The organism is Synechococcus sp. Cruz-7E5, from assembly GCF_024345995.1.
GTDB lineage: Bacteria > Cyanobacteriota > Cyanobacteriia > PCC-6307 > Cyanobiaceae > Regnicoccus_A.
Window position 1 is genome coordinate 1 of record NZ_JAGQCE010000022.1, and the last position, 16,750, is coordinate 16,750.

Below are 16,750 nucleotides of genomic sequence, written 5' to 3' on the forward strand. Positions count from 1 at the left end.
CCAGTTCCTGCTCCGCTTCCTCCAGACGCATCAGGTCCTGCACCTGACGCCCCAGGGTGATCTCCTGCTCATGGGTCAGCAGCGGCACGCGGCCGATGTCGCGCAGGTAGGAGCGCACCAGGTCGCCATCCACGGGCGGCAGGGTACGAACGGCGATGGGGGCCTGGCGTGTTTCAACCACGGGAGTCGCCTGGAGGGTGGCTGGACGGGTGGAGAGGGCGGTGACCACGACGACGGACTTCTGAAGGTGTGTGAAGCCTAACCTAAAGAAGTGTGAAGGTCCTCTCAGGAACGGCGTGAGTTCCGCGGTGCCCAGTCCGTTCGCCCGCGGCAGCCCAGATCGCTCAGGCCGGCAGTCCCACGTGGTTCAGCAGCCAGGACGCCGTCTTGAGATAAATCAGCACCCCGGCCACGTCGGTGGCGGTGGTGATGAACGGCGCCGACATCAGGGCCGGGTCCAGGCCCAGCCGGTCAAACAGCAGCGGCAGCGATGCGCCGGCGGTGGCCGCCAGGGTGGTGATACAGACCAGGCTGATGCCGGCGGCTGTGGCCACCAGCATCCCGCCCCCCACCTGCCAGGCCCAGGGCACCACCACGATCACCAGCAGCAGACCCAGCAGCAATCCTGAGAGCGCCTCCCGCCCCACCGTGCGCCACACCCCCAGGGCCTGGATGCGCTGGGTGCTCAGGCCCCGGATCACCACCGTGGAGCTCTGGGCACCCACGTTGCCGCCGGTGCCGATCAGCAACGGGATGAAGGCCGCCAGCCGCACCACCGCCTTGAGCACCCCTTCCTCGGAGGCAATGACCGCGGAGGTACCTGTGTTAGCCACCAGCAGCACCAACAGCCACACCACCCGGCGGCGGGCCACGGTGAACAGGTTGCTCTGGAAGTAGTCGTCCTCATCACCAGCCTGCACAGCGCCGGCGGCGTAGAGGTCGCGGGTGGCCTCCTGCTGGATCACGTCGATCACGTCGTCGACGGTGACGATCCCCACCAGGCGCTGCTCCAGATCCACCACCGGCACAGCCAGAAAGTCGTAGCGCTGGATGATGCGGGCCACCTCCTCCTGATCGGCCGTGGTGGTCACGTTGACCACCTCCCGTGTCATCACATCGCCGATGCGATCCTCCGGATCGGCCATGACCAGATCGCGCAGCGACAGGATGCCGGTGAGATGGCGGGAGGCGTCGGTGACGTAGAGGCTGTAAATGGTTTCGGTGTCACGAGCGCGGCGGCGGACGATGTCGAGGGCCTGGGCCGCGCTGTGGAACTCCTTGAGATCGATGAATTCGGTCGTCATCAGACGGCCGGCGGTTTCGGGCTGGTAGCCCAGCAGCTGGGCGGTGACGCGCCTCTCGGCCGGGCTCAGCTCCACCAGCAGCCGGCGCACCACCTTGGCGGGCAACTCATCGAACAGCCGCACCCGATCATCGGGCGACATCTCCTCCACCAGCTCCAGCACCTCACCGGAGCGAAGCCGCTCCAGCAGCAATTGCTGCACCGGCGGATCGAGGTACTCATAAACCTCGATCGCCTCGTCCTTGGCGAGCAGGCGGAACGCCAGGGCCTGCAAGGTCTGCGGCAGGGCGCCGATCGCCTCGGCGCAGTCGACGGGCTGGACCGGCTCCAGCAGCAGCTTGACGCCGGCGTAATTGCCAGCGGTGAGCAGCGCCTCCAACTGCCGCGCCACCACATCGGCCACGGGCAGCCGGCCATTGCTGACCACCCCCGCCGAAGTGGCACCATTGCCGCTGGTTCCCTCACTCATCGGCCTGAAGGATCGCGGCAATCCGAGTGTATGGGCGAAGGCCCATCACGGCGACATCGCCCGCCTAGGGTCCAGCCGACTGAGGATTTTCCATGGCTGTCAATGTGTCGGATGTGGTGGTGCGCAGCGCCAGCGGCGCCGAGAAAACACTGGGTGACTACAGCGGCTCCGTGCTGCTGATCGTGAACGTGGCCAGCCGTTGCGGCTTCACCCGCCAGTACGCCGGACTGCAGAAGCTGCAGGACAGCTACGGGCCCCGCGGCCTCAAGGTGCTGGGTTTTCCCTGCAACGACTTCGGGGCCCAGGAGCCGGGCACGCTGGCCGAGATCCAGCAGTTCTGCTCCACCACCTACGGCGCCAGCTTCGAGCTGTTCGACAAGGTGCACGCCAAGGGCACCAAGACCGCTCCCTACGACCTGCTCACCACGGTGGAGCCAGCCGGCGATGTGGAGTGGAACTTCGAGAAATTCCTGGTGGGCAAGGACGGCACCGTGGTGGGCCGGTTCAAGAGCGCCGTCGAGCCTGATGGCGTCGAGCTGACCACTGCAATCGAAGCAGCACTGGCCGCCTGAATCGATGCCGACGCTGGGCCTGGCCGAGCTGGTGATCCTCGGCTTGCTGGCCGACGGCCTGTTCCGCCGGCTGGGGCTGCCGGGGCTGATCGGCATGCTGCTGGTGGGGGTGGCGCTCGGCAGCTCTGGGCTGGGCCTGATCGATCCCAGGCTGCTCACCCTCAGCGGCGACCTGCGGCAGATGGCACTGATCGTGATCCTGCTGCGGGTGGGCTTCAGCCTCAACCTGACCACGCTGCGCCGCGTGGGCATGCGGGTGCTGCTGCTGGCCTGGATCCCCGCCAGCTGTGAAGGCCTGATGATCACAATCGTGGCCCAGCCCCTGCTGGGGCTCAACCTGCTGGAAGCCGCCCTGCTGGGATCGGTTCTGGCGGCAGTGTCCCCGGCGGTCGTGGTGCCGCTGATGCTGAGGCTGACCGAAGAACGGCGTGGCACCGCCAAGGGGATACCGGCGATGGTGATGGCCGCTGCCTCCCTCGACGACATCGCCGTGATCGTGGTGAATGGGCTGCTGCTGGGCCTGCTGGTGCAGCGCCAGGGAGATCTTCCCGGACAACTGGTGGGACTGCCGCTGGGGCTGCTGCTGGGGGCGGGCGCCGGCGCGCTGCTGGGCTGGGGCCTGATCCGCTGGTTCGAACGGTTTCGTCCCAACGCCAACCGCCAGGTGCTGATCGTGCTGGCTCTGGCGCTGCTGCTCCTGCGCCTGCAGGACCACGTGAGCAGCATGGTGCCATTCACCGGGCTGGTGGCAGCGATCGCCCTCGGCGTGGTGATTCTGGAGCTGCGGGAGGAGATCGCCCATCCGATCGCTGCCAAGCTCGGTTCGATCTGGGTGTTTGCCGAACTGGTGCTGTTCACCCTGGTGGGGGCCCAGCTGAATCTCTCCGTGGCCTGGAGCAGCGGACTGGCGGGCCTGGCCGTACTGGCCCTCGGGCTGATCGCCCGCTCAGCGGGCACGCTGGCCTGCCTGGCGCGCAGCACACTCTCGACGGGTGAGCGCCTGTTCGTGGTGGCGGCCTATCTGCCCAAAGCCACTGTGCAGGCCGCGATTGGTGCCCTGCCACTGATGGTGATTCAGGCTGCCGGAGGCCCCACAACAGCCGGAGAGGTGATCCTGGCAGTGGCCGTGCTGAGCATCGTCACCACGGCGCCGCTGGGAGCCTGGCTGAGCGCCTACCTGGCCGACCGGGTGCTGCATCCTTCCGTCGCCTGATTGCTGAGCCGATACCCGACGGCCACCGCCAGCAGGGCCTTGTTCACCCGACCAACCAGCCGCGCCGAGCTGCGCCGATCAGCCCGGGAGCCTCGACATGCAACCACCTCTCCCCATCAGGCTCCTGCCACACGCGTAGCAGGCGCAGCGGCACGCCCGACCGCAACGGTAGGAGACAGGGGGCGCGGTGATGGGGGGAAGCGCGCAGCACGCCATCACGGGAGCCCTCGGAGAGGAGGGGATCACCACCTTGGCGCCGCCGCAACTCCGGCAAGCGACGGTCTCCTCCACCAGCCGGCAAGGCGGCGGGAGCGATCAGGGCCAGGCCCAGAACCCAAGGCAGGCGCCAGTCCATCAGATGTCGAGCTGGGCGAAATCCAGTTCGGCGCTGTGCTTTTCGATGAATTCCCGGCGAGGGGCCACCTTGTCGCCCATCAGAATCGTGAAGATACGATCGGCCTCGGCGGCGTCTTCAATCTCCACCCGTTTCATCGTGCGGGTGGTGGGATCCATCGTGGTTTCCCACAGCTGCTTGGGCATCATCTCGCCGAGGCCCTTGAAGCGCTGGATCGTGTAATTGGCCTTCTCACCGAAGCCCTCAAGAGTTTTCTTGAGATCCTGCTCGTTGTAGCAATAGGTGTGATTCTTGCCGCGCTCCACCTTGTAGAGCGGCGGGCAAGCGATATAGATGTAACCGCCTTCAAGCAGGGTTTTCTGATAGCGGTAGAAGAAGGTGAGCAGTAGCGTACGGATGTGGGCGCCATCCACATCGGCGTCAGTCATGATCACAATGCGATGGTATCGCAACGCCGAAAGGTTAAATTCCTCACCCTTGATCCCCAATCCCAGGCCCGTGATCAGGGCCTGGATCTCCGTATTTTTGTAGATCTTGGCATCGTCGGTTTTCTCGATATTGAGAATCTTGCCGCGCAAGGGCAGGATCGCCTGGAAGCGTCGATCACGCCCCTGCTTCGCCGAGCCTCCGGCCGAATCACCCTCCACGATATAAATCTCCGATTCGGAGGGATCGCGAGAGCTGCAATCGGCCAGCTTGCCGGGCAGGGTGGAACTCTCCAGCACCGACTTGCGTCGCACCAACTCCCTGGCCCGGCGGGCTGCCTCAGCCGCATTGAAGGCCTGGATGGCCTTCTCGAGGATCAGGTCGATCACCTGGGGATGGAATTCGAGGAATTCCCCAAGGGCCTCACCCACCACCGAATCGACGATGCCGCGCACCTCGGTGTTGCCGAGTTTGGTCTTGGTCTGACCCTCGAACTCGGGATCGGGCACCTTGACCGAAAGCACGGCCGTGAGGCCTTCGCGGATGTTCTCACCGGCGAGATTGGAATCGGCGTCCTTGCGCTTGCCGCGCTTCTTGGCAAAGGTGTTGAGGGTGCGTGTGAGCACCGTTTTCAGGCCCTCGATGTGGGTGCCTCCGTCGACGGTGCGGATGTTGTTGGCGAAACCGAGAATGCTGTCGGAGTAAGCGTCCACGCACCACTGCAGCGCCGCTTCCACCTGCACACCGTCCTTGGACGCGTTGACGTAGATGATGTCGGGATGGAGCGGATCCTTGCCCGCATTCATGTAAGTGACGTACTCGCGGATGCCGCCTTCGTAGTGGTAAATCTCCTCATGGGGCTCGCCATCGGCGCCCTTGGCCGCCTCGCGTTCATCGCGGAAGACGATGCGGACTCCGCCGTTGAGATAGGCCAGCTCGCGCAACCGGCCTGAGAGGGTGGCGTAATCGAACTCGATCCCGCCACTGAAGATTTCAATGTCGGGCTTGAAGCGCACCGCCGTGCCCGTGGCACCGCTGGGGTCGTCCTCGGAGCGCAGGCTGCCGATCGGTGCACCGCGCTCGAAGCGCTGCCGGTGCACCTGGCCCTGGCGGCGCACGGTGACCTCCACCCACTCACTGAGGGCATTGACCACGGAGATGCCCACCCCGTGCAGGCCGCCGGACACCTTGTAGCCGCCACTGCCGAACTTGCCGCCGGCGTGCAGAACGGTCAGCACTGTTTCCAGGGCCGACTTGCCGGTGCGGGGATGGATGTCGGTCGGGATGCCGCGGCCGTTGTCGGTGATCTCGGCGGAGCCGTCCTCACAGAGGCGCACCAGGATGGCGTCGCAGTGGCCGGCGAGGGCCTCGTCGACGGAGTTGTCGACCACCTCATAAACAAGGTGATGCAGCCCCCTCGGCCCGGTAGTGCCGATGTACATCCCCGGGCGCTTGCGCACCGGCTCGAGACCCTCGAGCACCTGGATCTGCTCGGCGCCGTAGGCGTGTTGAATCTTGGAAGCGTCGCTCATTCCGGGGGGCACACCAGGCGGACGGCGAAGTCCATGGGGGAGGATAAACGGCCGGGCAATTGAAAGTGGGCTTGACGGGCGAAATACACGCCTGAACCCTTGCCTGAGGTCTGCAGTTTACCACCGAAGGCTCACAGCCGCCCCCAGGGGCCTCTGGCGGCCTATTCGAGCCAGGGGTGCACCCCCCCCAGGATTCCATGCCCCAGCCGCCCCTGTTGATCGCCCTGATGGGACCCACCGCCGGCGGCAAGACCGCCCTGGCGATCGAGCTCGCTGAAGCCCTTGATCTGACCGTGCTCTCGGTCGACTCCCGCCAGCTGTATCGCGGCATGGACATCGGCACCGCCAAACCGAATGCCCAGCAGCGCGCCCGGGTGCGCCATCTCCTGCTCGACCTGCGGGACCCCGACCAGCCGATCAACCTGCAGGAGTACTGCAGCGCCGCCCGGGCGGCCATCGCCGCTGAGCACCGCCGCCGGGGCGTGGCCTTCCTCGTGGGCGGCAGTGGCCTCTACCTGCGGGCTCTCACCCAGGGACTCCAACCTCCGGCGGTGCCGCCCCAGCCCGCCCTGAGGGCCCAACTGCAGGAGCTCGGTCAGCCCTTCTGCCACCAGCTCCTGAGCCAGGCCGATCCTCTCTCCGCCGGCCGGATCGCCCCCGCCGATGCCGTGCGCACGCAACGGGCACTGGAGGTGATTTACGCCACCGGCCGGCCCTACGCCAGCCAGCCCAGCGCCTGCCCGCCGCCCTGGCGACTTCTGGAGCTGGGCCTGAACCCCCCGGATCTGCGTGAGCGCATCAGCCGCCGCAGCCAGCAGCTCTACAGCGATGGACTGGTGGCGGAAACCGAAGCACTCATCCACCGCTACGGGGCCGAATTGCCCCTGCTGGACACCATCGGCTACGGCGAAGCCCGCTCGCTGCTGACCGGAGAGCTGCAGGAAGCTGAGGCCATCTCCCTGACCACCCGTCGCACGCTCCAGTACGCCAAACGGCAGCGCACCTGGTTCCGCCGTCAGCATCAACCCTTGTGGCTCGAGGGCGACGATCCGCTCCAGCAGGCGTTGCAGGCGGTGCAGCGCGTCCTAGGGTAACCATCTGGTTCCACCAGCTCCACAAGACCACTGCCGGTCCCTCGCCTCTCTGAATGCCACCTCGTCCCCGTTTCGATCGCCGTGCCCCCGTCCGGGAGCTCCCCAACATCAACGAACGGATCAGCTACCCCCAGCTCAGGGTGGTTGATGCCGACGGCAGCCAGCTCGGGGTGATCACCAGGGAAGAAGCCCTGGAAGTGGCCAAGGACCGCGACCTTGACCTGGTGCTGGTCAGCGAAAAAGCTGACCCTCCGGTCTGCCGGATCATGGACTACGGCAAGTTCAAGTTCGAGCAGGAAAAGAAGGCCAAGGAGGCCAAGAAGAAGTCGCATCAGACCGAAGTCAAGGAGGTCAAGATGCGCTACAAGATCGACTCGCACGACTACCAGGTGCGCATCGGTCAGGCAGTCCGCTTCCTCAAGGACGGTGACAAGGTCAAGTGCACGGTGATCTTCCGGGGCCGGGAGATCCAGCACACGGCCCTCGCCGAACTGCTGCTGTTCCGCATGGCCAAGGATCTCGAGGAGAGCGCCGAGATCCAGCAGGATCCCAAGCGGGAAGGCAGGAACATGATCATGTTCCTGACCCCGCGCAAGACGCCGCTCACCAAGGAGAAGGATGCCGCCGCCCAGGCCGCCAAGGCCGTGCGCACCATCCCCTCGCCGGTCCGGCAGCTCGGCAACACCGAACCGGCACCCAGCGAAGCCTGATCCGACCTCAGCCCTGTTCGAGCTCACCGGCAAAGAGCTCCAGCATCCGGCGCCAGCCCTCTGCCGCCGCGCCGCTGCTGTAATCGGCGCGCTGCTCGCACATGTAGCCATGGCCGGCCTCGGCCATCTCCAGACGCAGGCGCTGACCGCTGGGATCCGCCGCCGCAAGGGCCTTCGCGATCGCCTCCACATCAGCAGGGGGAATCAGCGGATCCAGACGTCCACAGAAGAACGTCAGGGCACCAGCCACATTCGGTAGCACCTCCAGGCTGGGTGGTCCACCGCCCGGCCGGCCGCTGACCACCCCGGCGCCATAGAAGGCGGCGGTTGCTCTGACCGCCGGCAGGCTGGCGGCCAGCAAGGCGGCATGGCCGCCAAAGCAGAAGCCCACACAGCCCAGCCCCGGGCGGCCAGGCAGCCGCAGCTGCAGCCAGGTGGCGGCCGCCTGCAGATCCCCCAGCAGCTGATCGGTGCGGACCCTGTCCTTGTGGGTGCGCCCGATCGCCAGCTCAGCGGCGCTGTAACCCAGGTCGAGATCCGGGGCGGTGCGGGCCATCAGCGGCACCGCCAGAGCCGCATAGCCCTGCTGCGCCAGCCGTGCCGCCGTGCTGCGCAGCCAGCTGTTGATGCCGAACACCTCCGGCAGCACCAGCACCCCACCCCGGGGGGGCGTCGCCGCAGGCTCCCACCAGCAGCGCAGGGGACAGGGGTGGAGTGCCCCAGGGGAGGGTTCGATCGTGATCCACTCGGCCATGGCAGGGGATGGGTGCGGGAGGCGCTGCGGGAGGGCGGCCAGTGTGACGGCAGCAACCGGCACAGGCTCGTATGCCACAGGGGGAATTGTCACCAGCGCAGAAGCTCCGTAGGGTGGCGCAACCCGTACTGGTTTGCTCCGGCGTGCGATTCCACATCCAGCAGGAAAGCGATATCCCGGCGTCGACCCAGCTCTACAACCAGATCTGCTTTGCGATCGCCGCCCGGCACTACCCGCCGGGCCATCGCCTGCCGAGCACGCGGCAGCTGGCCATGCAGACCGGCCTGCACCGCAACACGATCAGCAAGGTCTACCGCCAGCTGGAGAACGACGGCGTCGTCGAGGCGATGGCCGGCTCTGGCATCTATGTGCGCGACCAGCAGAAGCCCCGGGAGCTCAAAGTGCCGCCTGGCCTGCGCAACCGCCTGCGCCCCGACATCGACCGGGAGGTGCGCCAGTGTGTCGACGGGCTGCTCAACGCCGGCTGCACCCTGCAGCAGGCCCGCGAGCTGCTCACCCGCGAGATCGACTGGCGCCTGCGCTGCGGCGCCCGGGTGCTGGTCTCCACCCCGCGCGAAGACATCGGCGCCTCGATGCTGATCGCCGAGGAACTGGAGCCTGTCCTGGAGGTGCCTGTGGAGGTGGTGCCGATGGAAGAGCTCGAAGCCGTGCTGGAGAGCTCCAGCAACGGCACGGTCGTCACCAGCCGCTACTTCCTCCAGCCCGTGGAGGAGCTGGCCCAGCGCTTCGGCGTGCGGGCCGTGGCGGTCGACCTCAACGACTTCCGCCACGAGCTTGACCTGCTCAAGGAGCTGCGGGCCGGCAGCTGCGTGGGCCTGGTGAGCATCAGCCCCGGCATCCTGCGGGCCGCCGAGGTGATCCTGCACAGCCTGCGCGGCAACGAGCTGCTGGTGATGACCGCCAACCCCGACGTGGGCAGCCGCCTGCTGGCCCTGCTGCGGGCCGCCAGCCACGTGCTCTGCGACCGCCCCAGCCTGCCCCTTGTGGAGCAGACCCTGCGCCAGAACCGCGCCCAGCTGATGCGCCTGCCCCAGGTCCATTGCGCCCAGAGCTATCTGGGGGCCGCCACCATCGACCTGCTGCGCAAGGAAATCGGCCTGATCGGACCCCGCGACAGCCGCCTCGAAGGCGAAGCCGCTCAGGCAGGATGAAGCCAGCACCGCTCTGATGTTGGCCCTTGGGTTCTGTGATCCGGCGAATCCTGAACCCTGTTCTGGCAGATCTTCGGATCATCAGGGAACGGGACCCGGCCGCCCGGGGCACCCTCGAGATTCTGCTCTGCTACCCGGGCTTCCAGGCCCTGGTGCTGCACCGCCTCAGCCACCGCCTCTGGACCCTGAACGTGCCGCTGCTGCCGCGCATGCTCTCCCAGCTGGGTCGGCTGTTCACCGGCGTTGAGATCCATCCCGGCGCCACGATCGGCCACGGGGTATTCATCGACCACGGCATGGGGGTGGTGATCGGCGAAACGGCCGAGATCGGCGACCGCTGCCTGCTCTACCAGGGGGTGACCCTGGGCGGAACCGGCAAGGTACACGGCAAGCGCCACCCCACCCTGGCGGAGAACGTGGTGGTGGGGGCCGGCGCCAAGGTGCTCGGGGCCATCACGGTGGGCACCAACACCCGCATCGGCGCCGGCTCGGTGGTGCTGCGGGATGTGGAGCCCGACAGCACAGTGGTGGGCATCCCCGGCCGTGTGATTCACCAATCGGGGGTGCGCATCGACCCCCTGGCCCACTCCCAGCTCCCCGACGCCGAAGCCAACGTGATCCGCAACCTGATGGAGCGCATCGACGTGCTCGAGAATCAGATCATGAATCTGCAGAGCTGCCTGCGGGAGGTGGCGGCCGGCCGGCCTTTGCATGAAGTCTGCGGCGGCCGCGCCCAGAGCCTGAAGGATCGGGAGATCATGGAGTTTCTGGGCAGTGGCAGCGACAGTGAACTCGAGAGCGAATCCGATGGCCGAGTCAATCCAATAGTGAACAGTCCATCACCATCGAGTGGGGCACTGTGAACGGTGGATCAGACAAACCAGGCCAGCTGCTTTCGATGTCAAGGTCAAGGTCAAGGACTTCGAGCCTGATGCTCTCTGCACCATGAGGATTGGCCTTCGCTTTCCATCGGCTCTGTGGCGGCACCGTGATCTGTGGTGGCGCTTGACAGTCCGAGAGGTGATCGGTCGCTACAGGGGTTCAGTGCTGGGCTGGAGCTGGAGCTTCCTGACACCTCTTCTGATGCTGGGTGTCTATACATTTGTCTTTTCAGAGATCTTTCAGGCTCGCTGGGGGAGCCTTGATGACGCAGGCCCCCTCGGTTTCGCCATCAACTTGTTTGCTGGGATGATTGCCTTCAGTCTGTTCGGGGAAAGCGCCAACAAGGCGCCTGAGCTGATCCTGAACAACAGCAGCTATGTCACCAAGCTGGTCTTCCCGCTTGAGATTTTAGCTGCGGTGAATGTGGCCAGCGCCGGCTTTCATGCCCTTACCAGCCTGATGGTGCTAGCGGTGTTCAAGCTGCTGGCTGTGCACAGCATTCCGCTCACATTTCTCTGGCTTCCGTTCGTCTGGCTGCCACTCCTGACAGGCTGTCTTGCCCTGTCTTGGCTGCTTTCAGCCCTGGGTGTTTTCCTGCGAGATGTGGGCCAGGTGGTGAATGTAGCCACCAGCATGCTGATGTTCATGAGCGCTGTCTTCTACCCTCTGAGCTCTCTGCCACCGCGCTGGCAACCAATTCTGTCCATCAATCCCCTTGTACTGATCATCGAGCAGACCCGCAGGGTTACCGTTGCTGGCTTGTCACCCAGCCTGGGCTACGTGCTGGTGGGCACAATCCTCGGGTTGGCGGCCTGTGAAATCAGCTATCGAAGCTTTGAGCGGGCACGCCGAGGATTCGCGGATGTTCTCTGAAGCCGGACGCCAACCCATGCCTGCACGAGACAGGGCAGCGGAAAACAGGATGGCCAGCAACACCGCCGCCGTGCTTGTGGAGAATTTGAGCAAGTGCTACCGGATCTATGATCATCCGCGAGATCGGCTGCTGCAAGGCCTCTGGCCCGGCAAGCGACGGTTCTACAAGGAGTTCTGGGCTCTGAAACCGCTCAGCTTCAGGCTGGAGCGAGGCCAGACCCTGGGGGTGGTTGGACGCAACGGCTCCGGCAAAAGCACACTGCTGCAACTGATCTGTGGAACCCTGACCCAGACGACCGGACGGGTGGACACCCAGGGTCGGATCGGCGCCCTGCTGGAGCTGGGAAGTGGGTTTAATCCGGAGTTCACCGGGCGCGAAAATATCTACCTCAATGCAGCACTGCTTGGGCTGAAGAAAACAGAGACGGATGAACGCCTCGACGACATCCTGGCATTCGCAGACATCGGCAGCTTCCTCGATCAGCCGGTGAAAACGTACTCCAGTGGCATGGTCGTGCGGCTGGCTTTCTCAGTTCAGGCGCACATCGATCCCGATCTCCTGGTCGTCGATGAAGCCCTGGCCGTCGGAGATGAGCTCTTTCAGAAGAAGTGCTACGACCACCTGGAGCGACTCAAAGACAAAGGCTGCTCGATTCTGCTGGTGACTCACAGCTGCCCACAGATCATCCAACACTGTGATAACGCCTTACTGCTGCATCAAGGAGTGGCCCGCCTCTGGGGACAACCGTCCAAGGTCACTGTGGTGTATCAGAATCTCAGCAATTCCAGCGATGAAGAATGGGATCGCTCACTTGGATCAACTTCAGGCCAGGGGGTCATCGATCCAGCAGAGCAGCTGGACAGCCTGAGTGCAGAGCAGGAAACCGAATCACTTCTGCCGGCCTCATCGGTGATCTACCCAAGCCGTGGGGCCGAAATCACGTCTGCTCGAATCATTAACAATGCAGGGAACGTGATCACATCAATGGCACCAGGAGAAAGCTTCAAGGTGGAATTTTGTTATCGGGCAGACGAAGATCTTGATGAGATCTCCTTTGGCTGTCATATTGCCAGACACACAGGGAATCGCGTGACGGGACAAGTGTTTACACCCAAGGAACATGGTGTCACCAGGATCAAAGCGGGGCAGACCTGGACCATCAGTTTCCCGTTCTGGGGTGGGCTATGGCCTGGGGTTTACTTCATCGGCGGCGGCCTGTGGGCTCCGCAGACGAAGGAACGATTCATCCACCGCGTCACCGACTACAAAGCTTTCAAGGTTGTCGATGCTGCCGGTGTGTATGAAGTTGGTACCTGCAATCTGGCGAGTTCCCAACCGGAAATCACGGGTCTGCTGTCATGACTGAACGACCATGGGTCGAGCTTGGCGACTATGAGCTGAACTACGGCTCAGCTTGCGACATTCCCACGCTAAGGCCTTCTCAGGAGCTTGAGAAGAGTTTGCTCGCCCCACTGACGTCTGAGCCAAAGCTGCCACCTCTGAGCATTGGCGTTCATATCCACAGCTTCTATCCGGAAACAACCAGTCAGCTGCTGAGCAATCTTTGCACAAGTCTGCCCTCCTTCGATCTGCTGATCACCACCGATAGCTCCGCAAAACAACTTCAACTGCAGAGCCAGATTCACAAACATCCACATTCAACCATCATCAAACAGTCAGAGGTGCTGGTTACGGAGAACCGTGGCAGAAACATTGCGCCACTGCTATTGAAAGCCATGCCCCACTTTGCAGACCATGACCTGATTCTGCATCTTCACACTAAGAAGAGTCTGCATCAGCAGTTTGGCGAGGAATGGCGTGAGGAATTGATGCGCTCAGTGGTGGGAAGCAGCGTTCACACCAGTTCCCTCATCCATGCCTTTCAGGCGGATCAGAAGCTGGGGTTGATCATGCCGATGACAAGTCCCAGCATCCGTCCATTTCTGAACTGGGGAGCCAATTATGAAATCGCACGCTTGCTTGTGGACAAGGAACTCCCAGATAGGCACTTAAGTGCGATGGCTCCGCTTGTCTTCCCCCACGGAATGATGTTCTGGTTCCGGCCACCGGCGCTTGCAGGGTTGGCGGCCGCCGCCCGTAACCTGATGCCTTTCCCTCCGGAACCCTTGCGGGAAGACGGGACGACGCTCCACGCCCTGGAACGGCTGACCGCCCACTTCTGCGAAGCCGCAGGCTATCGGTGGGCACTCTGCGGAGCCAACGCCACCGATACAAACCCTGCGAAGGCAGGAACCCTGAGTGTCTGGCAGGAGCAAACCAGTCTCTATCTGGGGCTGGTGGGGCAATTGGCCGAAGCCAAACGAAAAGGTGATCGCAACGAGCTAGGCATCAGCAGAGTCCTGGAGAGCACGAAACAGCAGTATGCGGCGATGGAGCGTGAAGCCGAGCACAGCATGGCGGAGTGCCAGACTTACATCAAAACCTTGGAAGCCAGGATTGAATGGCTAGAAAATCAGCTGCAAGCTCTCAAGCAATCCACCAGCTGGAAATTGACCGGTCCACTCAGGCGCTTACGCCGGAGGTTTGGGCCTGGGGCGCAAACATGAACATCGAATAGATCACGTTGCGGCGCATCGAGGTCATCATATCGAGGAACATATCGTAGCCCTCATTCTTGTATTCGATCAGCGGATCTTTCTGGCCGTAGCCACGCAGACCCACGGATTCGCGCAAGGCATCCATGGCCTGGAGATGCTCCCGCCAGAGGGTATCGATCTGCTGAAGGATGAAGAAGCGCTCGGCCTCCCGCATCAGGCCTGGGCGGGACTGCTCAATCTGACTTTCCTTGAGGTCGTAGGCATTGCGAAGTTGCTCGCGCAGGAAGGCCTTGAGTTCATCGGTGTTGAGGCCCGCGAGCTGCTCGGGCGTGAGATCCTCCAGCAAATAGACGAATTCCTTCACCTTGGCCACCAACTGGCCCAGATCCCATTCCTCGGGGGGGAGATCGGGATTCACATAGGCCTCGACGATGTCGGACATGGTGCGCTCGCCATAGCCAATCACCTGCAGCTTGAGCTCCCGCCCCTCGAGCACGCGACGCCGCTCAGCATAAACGGCCTTGCGTTGGTTGTTCATCACCTCGTCGTACTCGAACACCTGCTTGCGGATATCGTAGTAGTAAGTTTCCACTTTCTTCTGGGCCCCCTCCAGGGAGCGGGTCAGCATGCCGGATTCGATCGGCATGTCTTCCTCCACGCGGAAGGCATTCATCAATCCGGCCACCCGTTCGCCACCGAAGATGCGCAGGAGGTTGTCTTCCAGCGAGAGGAAGAAGCGGGTGCTGCCGGGGTCGCCCTGACGGCCGGCGCGGCCACGCAGCTGGTTGTCGACCCGGCGTGACTCATGGCGCTCGGTGCCGATCACATGCAACCCGCCGGCCTGTCGCACCTGCTCCTCTTCCTGCTTCACCACCGCGTCGTACTCGCCGCGCACACGGGAAATCATGCGGCGCAGCTGCTGGATCTGGGGGTCGTCAGCGGGCGCCTTCTCGGCCGCCTGGGCGATGCGATCCTCCAGCTCCAGAACGGTCAGTTCCCGATCACCCCAGGCCTTCACCAGTTCCCGGGCAAGCTCACCAAGCTCATGGTCCGTGTCGTGGCTTAGGGCGCAGGGATAGAGGGCACCGATGGCACGGGCTTCACTGGGGGGCGCCAGAGGGTTGGTTGCCGCCGACTCCGGGCCGAAACCAGCTGCGGCGGGCTGGCGTTGCTGCAACGGCACGGGGGGCTGATGAACGTCTTCAGGACGAACCAAACGCGGCAGCAGCACCTCTCGCAGCTTGAGGCGGGCCATGTAATCGGAGTTGCCGCCCAGAATGATGTCGGTGCCGCGTCCAGCCATGTTGGTGGCGATGGTGACTGCACCAGCTCGCCCGGCCTGGGCAATGATCTCAGCCTCCCGCTCCACGTTCTCAGGCTTGGCATTGAGCAGATTGTGGGGGACGCCCTGCTCGGCCAACAGGCCCGAGAGCAATTCCGACTTCTCGACGCTGGTGGTCCCCACCAGCACAGGCCTGGAAGCCCTGTGAATCTCGGCGGTTTCAGCCGCCACGGCGCGCCATTTGGCGGTTTCGTTCTTGTAGACCTGATCCACCATGTCCTGGCGGGAGCGGGGCCGGTTGGTGGGCACCACCGTGACTTCTAGTTTGTAGGTTTTCTCGAATTCCACTTCCTCGGTCTTGGCGGTGCCGGTCATACCGGCCAGGCGGGGGTAGAGCAGGAAGAAGTTCTGATACGTGATGCTGGCCAGAGTCTGGGTTTCGGGCTGGATCGGCAGTTGCTCCTTGGCCTCGATCGCCTGGTGCTGGCCGTCACTCCAGCGGCGGCCCGGCATCACCCGACCGGTGAACTCATCAACGATGACGGCATCGGAGCCGCGCACGATATAATTCACATCTTTGACGAACAGCTCCTTGGCCTTGAGTGCATTCGTAATGTAGTGCGCCCAGGGATCGGCTGGATCAAACAGATCCAGTACACCGAGAAGTTGTTCCGCCTTGGCATAACCCTCGTCGGTCAGGGTAACGTTACGTTGCTTCTCATCAACCTCATAATCTCCTTCGGGATCGATGCCGTCTTTGGCCATGCCCTCTGCCCGCTCCAGGGCTGCGGCAATCTCCGCCGCCCGCATGTACTTCTCCTGGGGGCGCTCCACCTGGCCTGAAATGATCAGGGGTGTGCGCGCCTCATCCACGAGAATGGAGTCGACTTCGTCGATGATGCAGTAGTGAAACTGGCGCTGCACCACCTCCTCGATGTCATTCGCCATGTTGTCGCGCAGGTAGTCGAACCCGAGCTCACTGTTGGTGGCGTAGGTGATGTCACAGGCGTAATTGCGGCGGCGATCGGGCGGGGCCATATCCTGCTGGATCAGGCCCACCGAGAGACCCAGGAAGCGATGCACCTGGCCCATCCACTCGGCGTCACGCCGGGCCAGATAGTCGTTGACGGTCACCACGTGAACGCCGGCGCCGGTGAGGGCGTTGAGGTAAGCCGGCAGGGTGGCCACGAGGGTCTTGCCTTCGCCGGTCTTCATCTCGGCGATCTGGCCCTCGTGCAGCACCATGCCACCGATCAGCTGCACATCGAAGTGGCGCATGCCGAGCACCCGCTTACCAGCCTCACGCACCACCGCAAAGGCCTCGGGCAACAGCTCATCCAGCAGCTGGCGCTGGCTGGCTGCAGACGAGGCCTTCTCCAGCCGTTGGCGGAATTCAGCGGTCTTGCCGCGCAACTGCTCGTCGCTGAGGGGGGCGATCTCCTCCTCCAGCAGATTGATGTCCGAAACAATCGGCTGGTAGCGCTTCAGCTTGCGGGCATTGGGATCACCAAGCAGCAGCTTGAGCATTGAATAGAACCAGCTGAACCGAGCCAC

The 16,750-nt window shown here is 63.8% G+C and carries 15 protein-coding genes; 9 read left to right on the forward strand and 6 right to left on the reverse strand.

Translation table 11 applies throughout. The annotated features are described in order from the left end of the window. Positions 1-181 (reverse strand): sigma-70 factor domain-containing protein (locus KBY77_RS15685; protein WP_315856503.1); only part of this gene is annotated, 181 nt, incomplete at its 3' end. A 163-nt stretch (positions 182-344) separates the two neighbouring features. Then, complete coding sequence (gene mgtE / locus KBY77_RS15690; protein WP_255106529.1) at positions 345-1,772, reverse strand: magnesium transporter; 1,428 nt, start codon at positions 1,770-1,772, stop codon at positions 345-347. Positions 1,773-1,864: 92 nt separating this feature from the next. On the opposite strand from mgtE, the gene KBY77_RS15695 reads away from it, so the two are divergent. Together KBY77_RS15695 and KBY77_RS15700 are read left to right on the forward strand one after the other, a co-directional pair. Next, on the forward strand, positions 1,865-2,344 hold the full coding sequence (locus KBY77_RS15695; RefSeq protein ID WP_255106532.1) for a glutathione peroxidase: 480 nt from the start codon (positions 1,865-1,867) through the stop codon (positions 2,342-2,344). 4 nt (positions 2,345-2,348) lie between these two features. Further along, a complete protein-coding gene (locus tag KBY77_RS15700; RefSeq protein WP_255106535.1) occupies positions 2,349-3,557 on the forward strand; it encodes a cation:proton antiporter in 1,209 nt (402 codons plus the stop codon). 43 nt (positions 3,558-3,600) lie between these two features. Here the strand turns inward: KBY77_RS15700 and KBY77_RS15705 are convergent, their stop codons facing one another. After that, entirely contained in the window at positions 3,601-3,912 is a 312-nt protein-coding gene (locus KBY77_RS15705; protein ID WP_255106537.1) for an SH3 domain-containing protein, read from the reverse strand. Next, positions 3,912-5,870 (reverse strand): DNA topoisomerase (ATP-hydrolyzing) subunit B, encoded by a 1,959-nt coding sequence (gyrB, locus tag KBY77_RS15710; RefSeq protein ID WP_255106539.1) that lies wholly within the window; start codon positions 5,868-5,870, stop codon positions 3,912-3,914. The genes KBY77_RS15705 and gyrB overlap by 1 nt, the downstream gene beginning before the upstream one ends. A gap of 197 nt (positions 5,871-6,067) precedes the next feature. On the opposite strand from gyrB, the gene miaA reads away from it, so the two are divergent. Both miaA and infC read left to right on the forward strand, forming a co-directional pair. Then, complete coding sequence (miaA, locus tag KBY77_RS15715; protein ID WP_255106541.1) at positions 6,068-6,964, forward strand: tRNA (adenosine(37)-N6)-dimethylallyltransferase MiaA; 897 nt, start codon at positions 6,068-6,070, stop codon at positions 6,962-6,964. Between the two features lie 53 nt (positions 6,965-7,017). Next, positions 7,018-7,674 carry a translation initiation factor IF-3 gene (gene infC, locus KBY77_RS15720; protein ID WP_255106544.1) on the forward strand — a complete coding sequence of 219 codons (657 nt, stop codon included), beginning with the start codon at positions 7,018-7,020 and terminating at the stop codon, positions 7,672-7,674. Positions 7,675-7,681: 7 nt separating this feature from the next. Here infC and KBY77_RS15725 read toward each other — a convergent pair whose 3' ends face one another. After that, on the reverse strand, positions 7,682-8,521 hold the full coding sequence (locus tag KBY77_RS15725; RefSeq protein ID WP_315856502.1) for a dienelactone hydrolase family protein: 840 nt from the start codon (positions 8,519-8,521) through the stop codon (positions 7,682-7,684). A 50-nt stretch (positions 8,522-8,571) separates the two neighbouring features. Here KBY77_RS15725 and KBY77_RS15730 point away from each other — a divergent pair, with 50 nt between their 5' ends. The 5 genes from KBY77_RS15730 to KBY77_RS15750 all read left to right on the forward strand — a co-directional run bounded on the left by KBY77_RS15730 (position 8,572) and on the right by KBY77_RS15750 (position 13,923). Continuing rightward, positions 8,572-9,600: a GntR family transcriptional regulator gene (locus tag KBY77_RS15730; RefSeq protein WP_255106547.1), complete on the forward strand. Its 1,029-nt coding sequence runs from the start codon at positions 8,572-8,574 to the stop codon at positions 9,598-9,600. A gap of 35 nt (positions 9,601-9,635) precedes the next feature. Continuing rightward, positions 9,636-10,463, forward strand: coding sequence for a serine O-acetyltransferase (gene cysE, locus KBY77_RS15735; RefSeq protein ID WP_399213083.1), 828 nt, complete (start codon positions 9,636-9,638; stop codon positions 10,461-10,463). A 142-nt stretch (positions 10,464-10,605) separates the two neighbouring features. Beyond that, entirely contained in the window at positions 10,606-11,355 is a 750-nt protein-coding gene (locus KBY77_RS15740; protein ID WP_255106550.1) for an ABC transporter permease, read from the forward strand. Positions 11,356-11,404: 49 nt separating this feature from the next. Beyond that, entirely contained in the window at positions 11,405-12,718 is a 1,314-nt protein-coding gene (locus tag KBY77_RS15745) for an ABC transporter ATP-binding protein (protein ID WP_255106552.1), read from the forward strand. Beyond that, positions 12,715-13,923 (forward strand): rhamnan synthesis F family protein, encoded by a 1,209-nt coding sequence (locus KBY77_RS15750; RefSeq protein ID WP_255106554.1) that lies wholly within the window; start codon positions 12,715-12,717, stop codon positions 13,921-13,923. The genes KBY77_RS15745 and KBY77_RS15750 overlap by 4 nt, the downstream gene beginning before the upstream one ends. Here KBY77_RS15750 and secA read toward each other — a convergent pair. Further along, positions 13,880-16,723 (reverse strand): preprotein translocase subunit SecA, encoded by a 2,844-nt coding sequence (gene secA, locus KBY77_RS15755; protein ID WP_255106589.1) that lies wholly within the window; start codon positions 16,721-16,723, stop codon positions 13,880-13,882. The genes KBY77_RS15750 and secA overlap by 44 nt on opposite strands. Positions 16,724-16,750 lie beyond the last annotated feature (27 nt).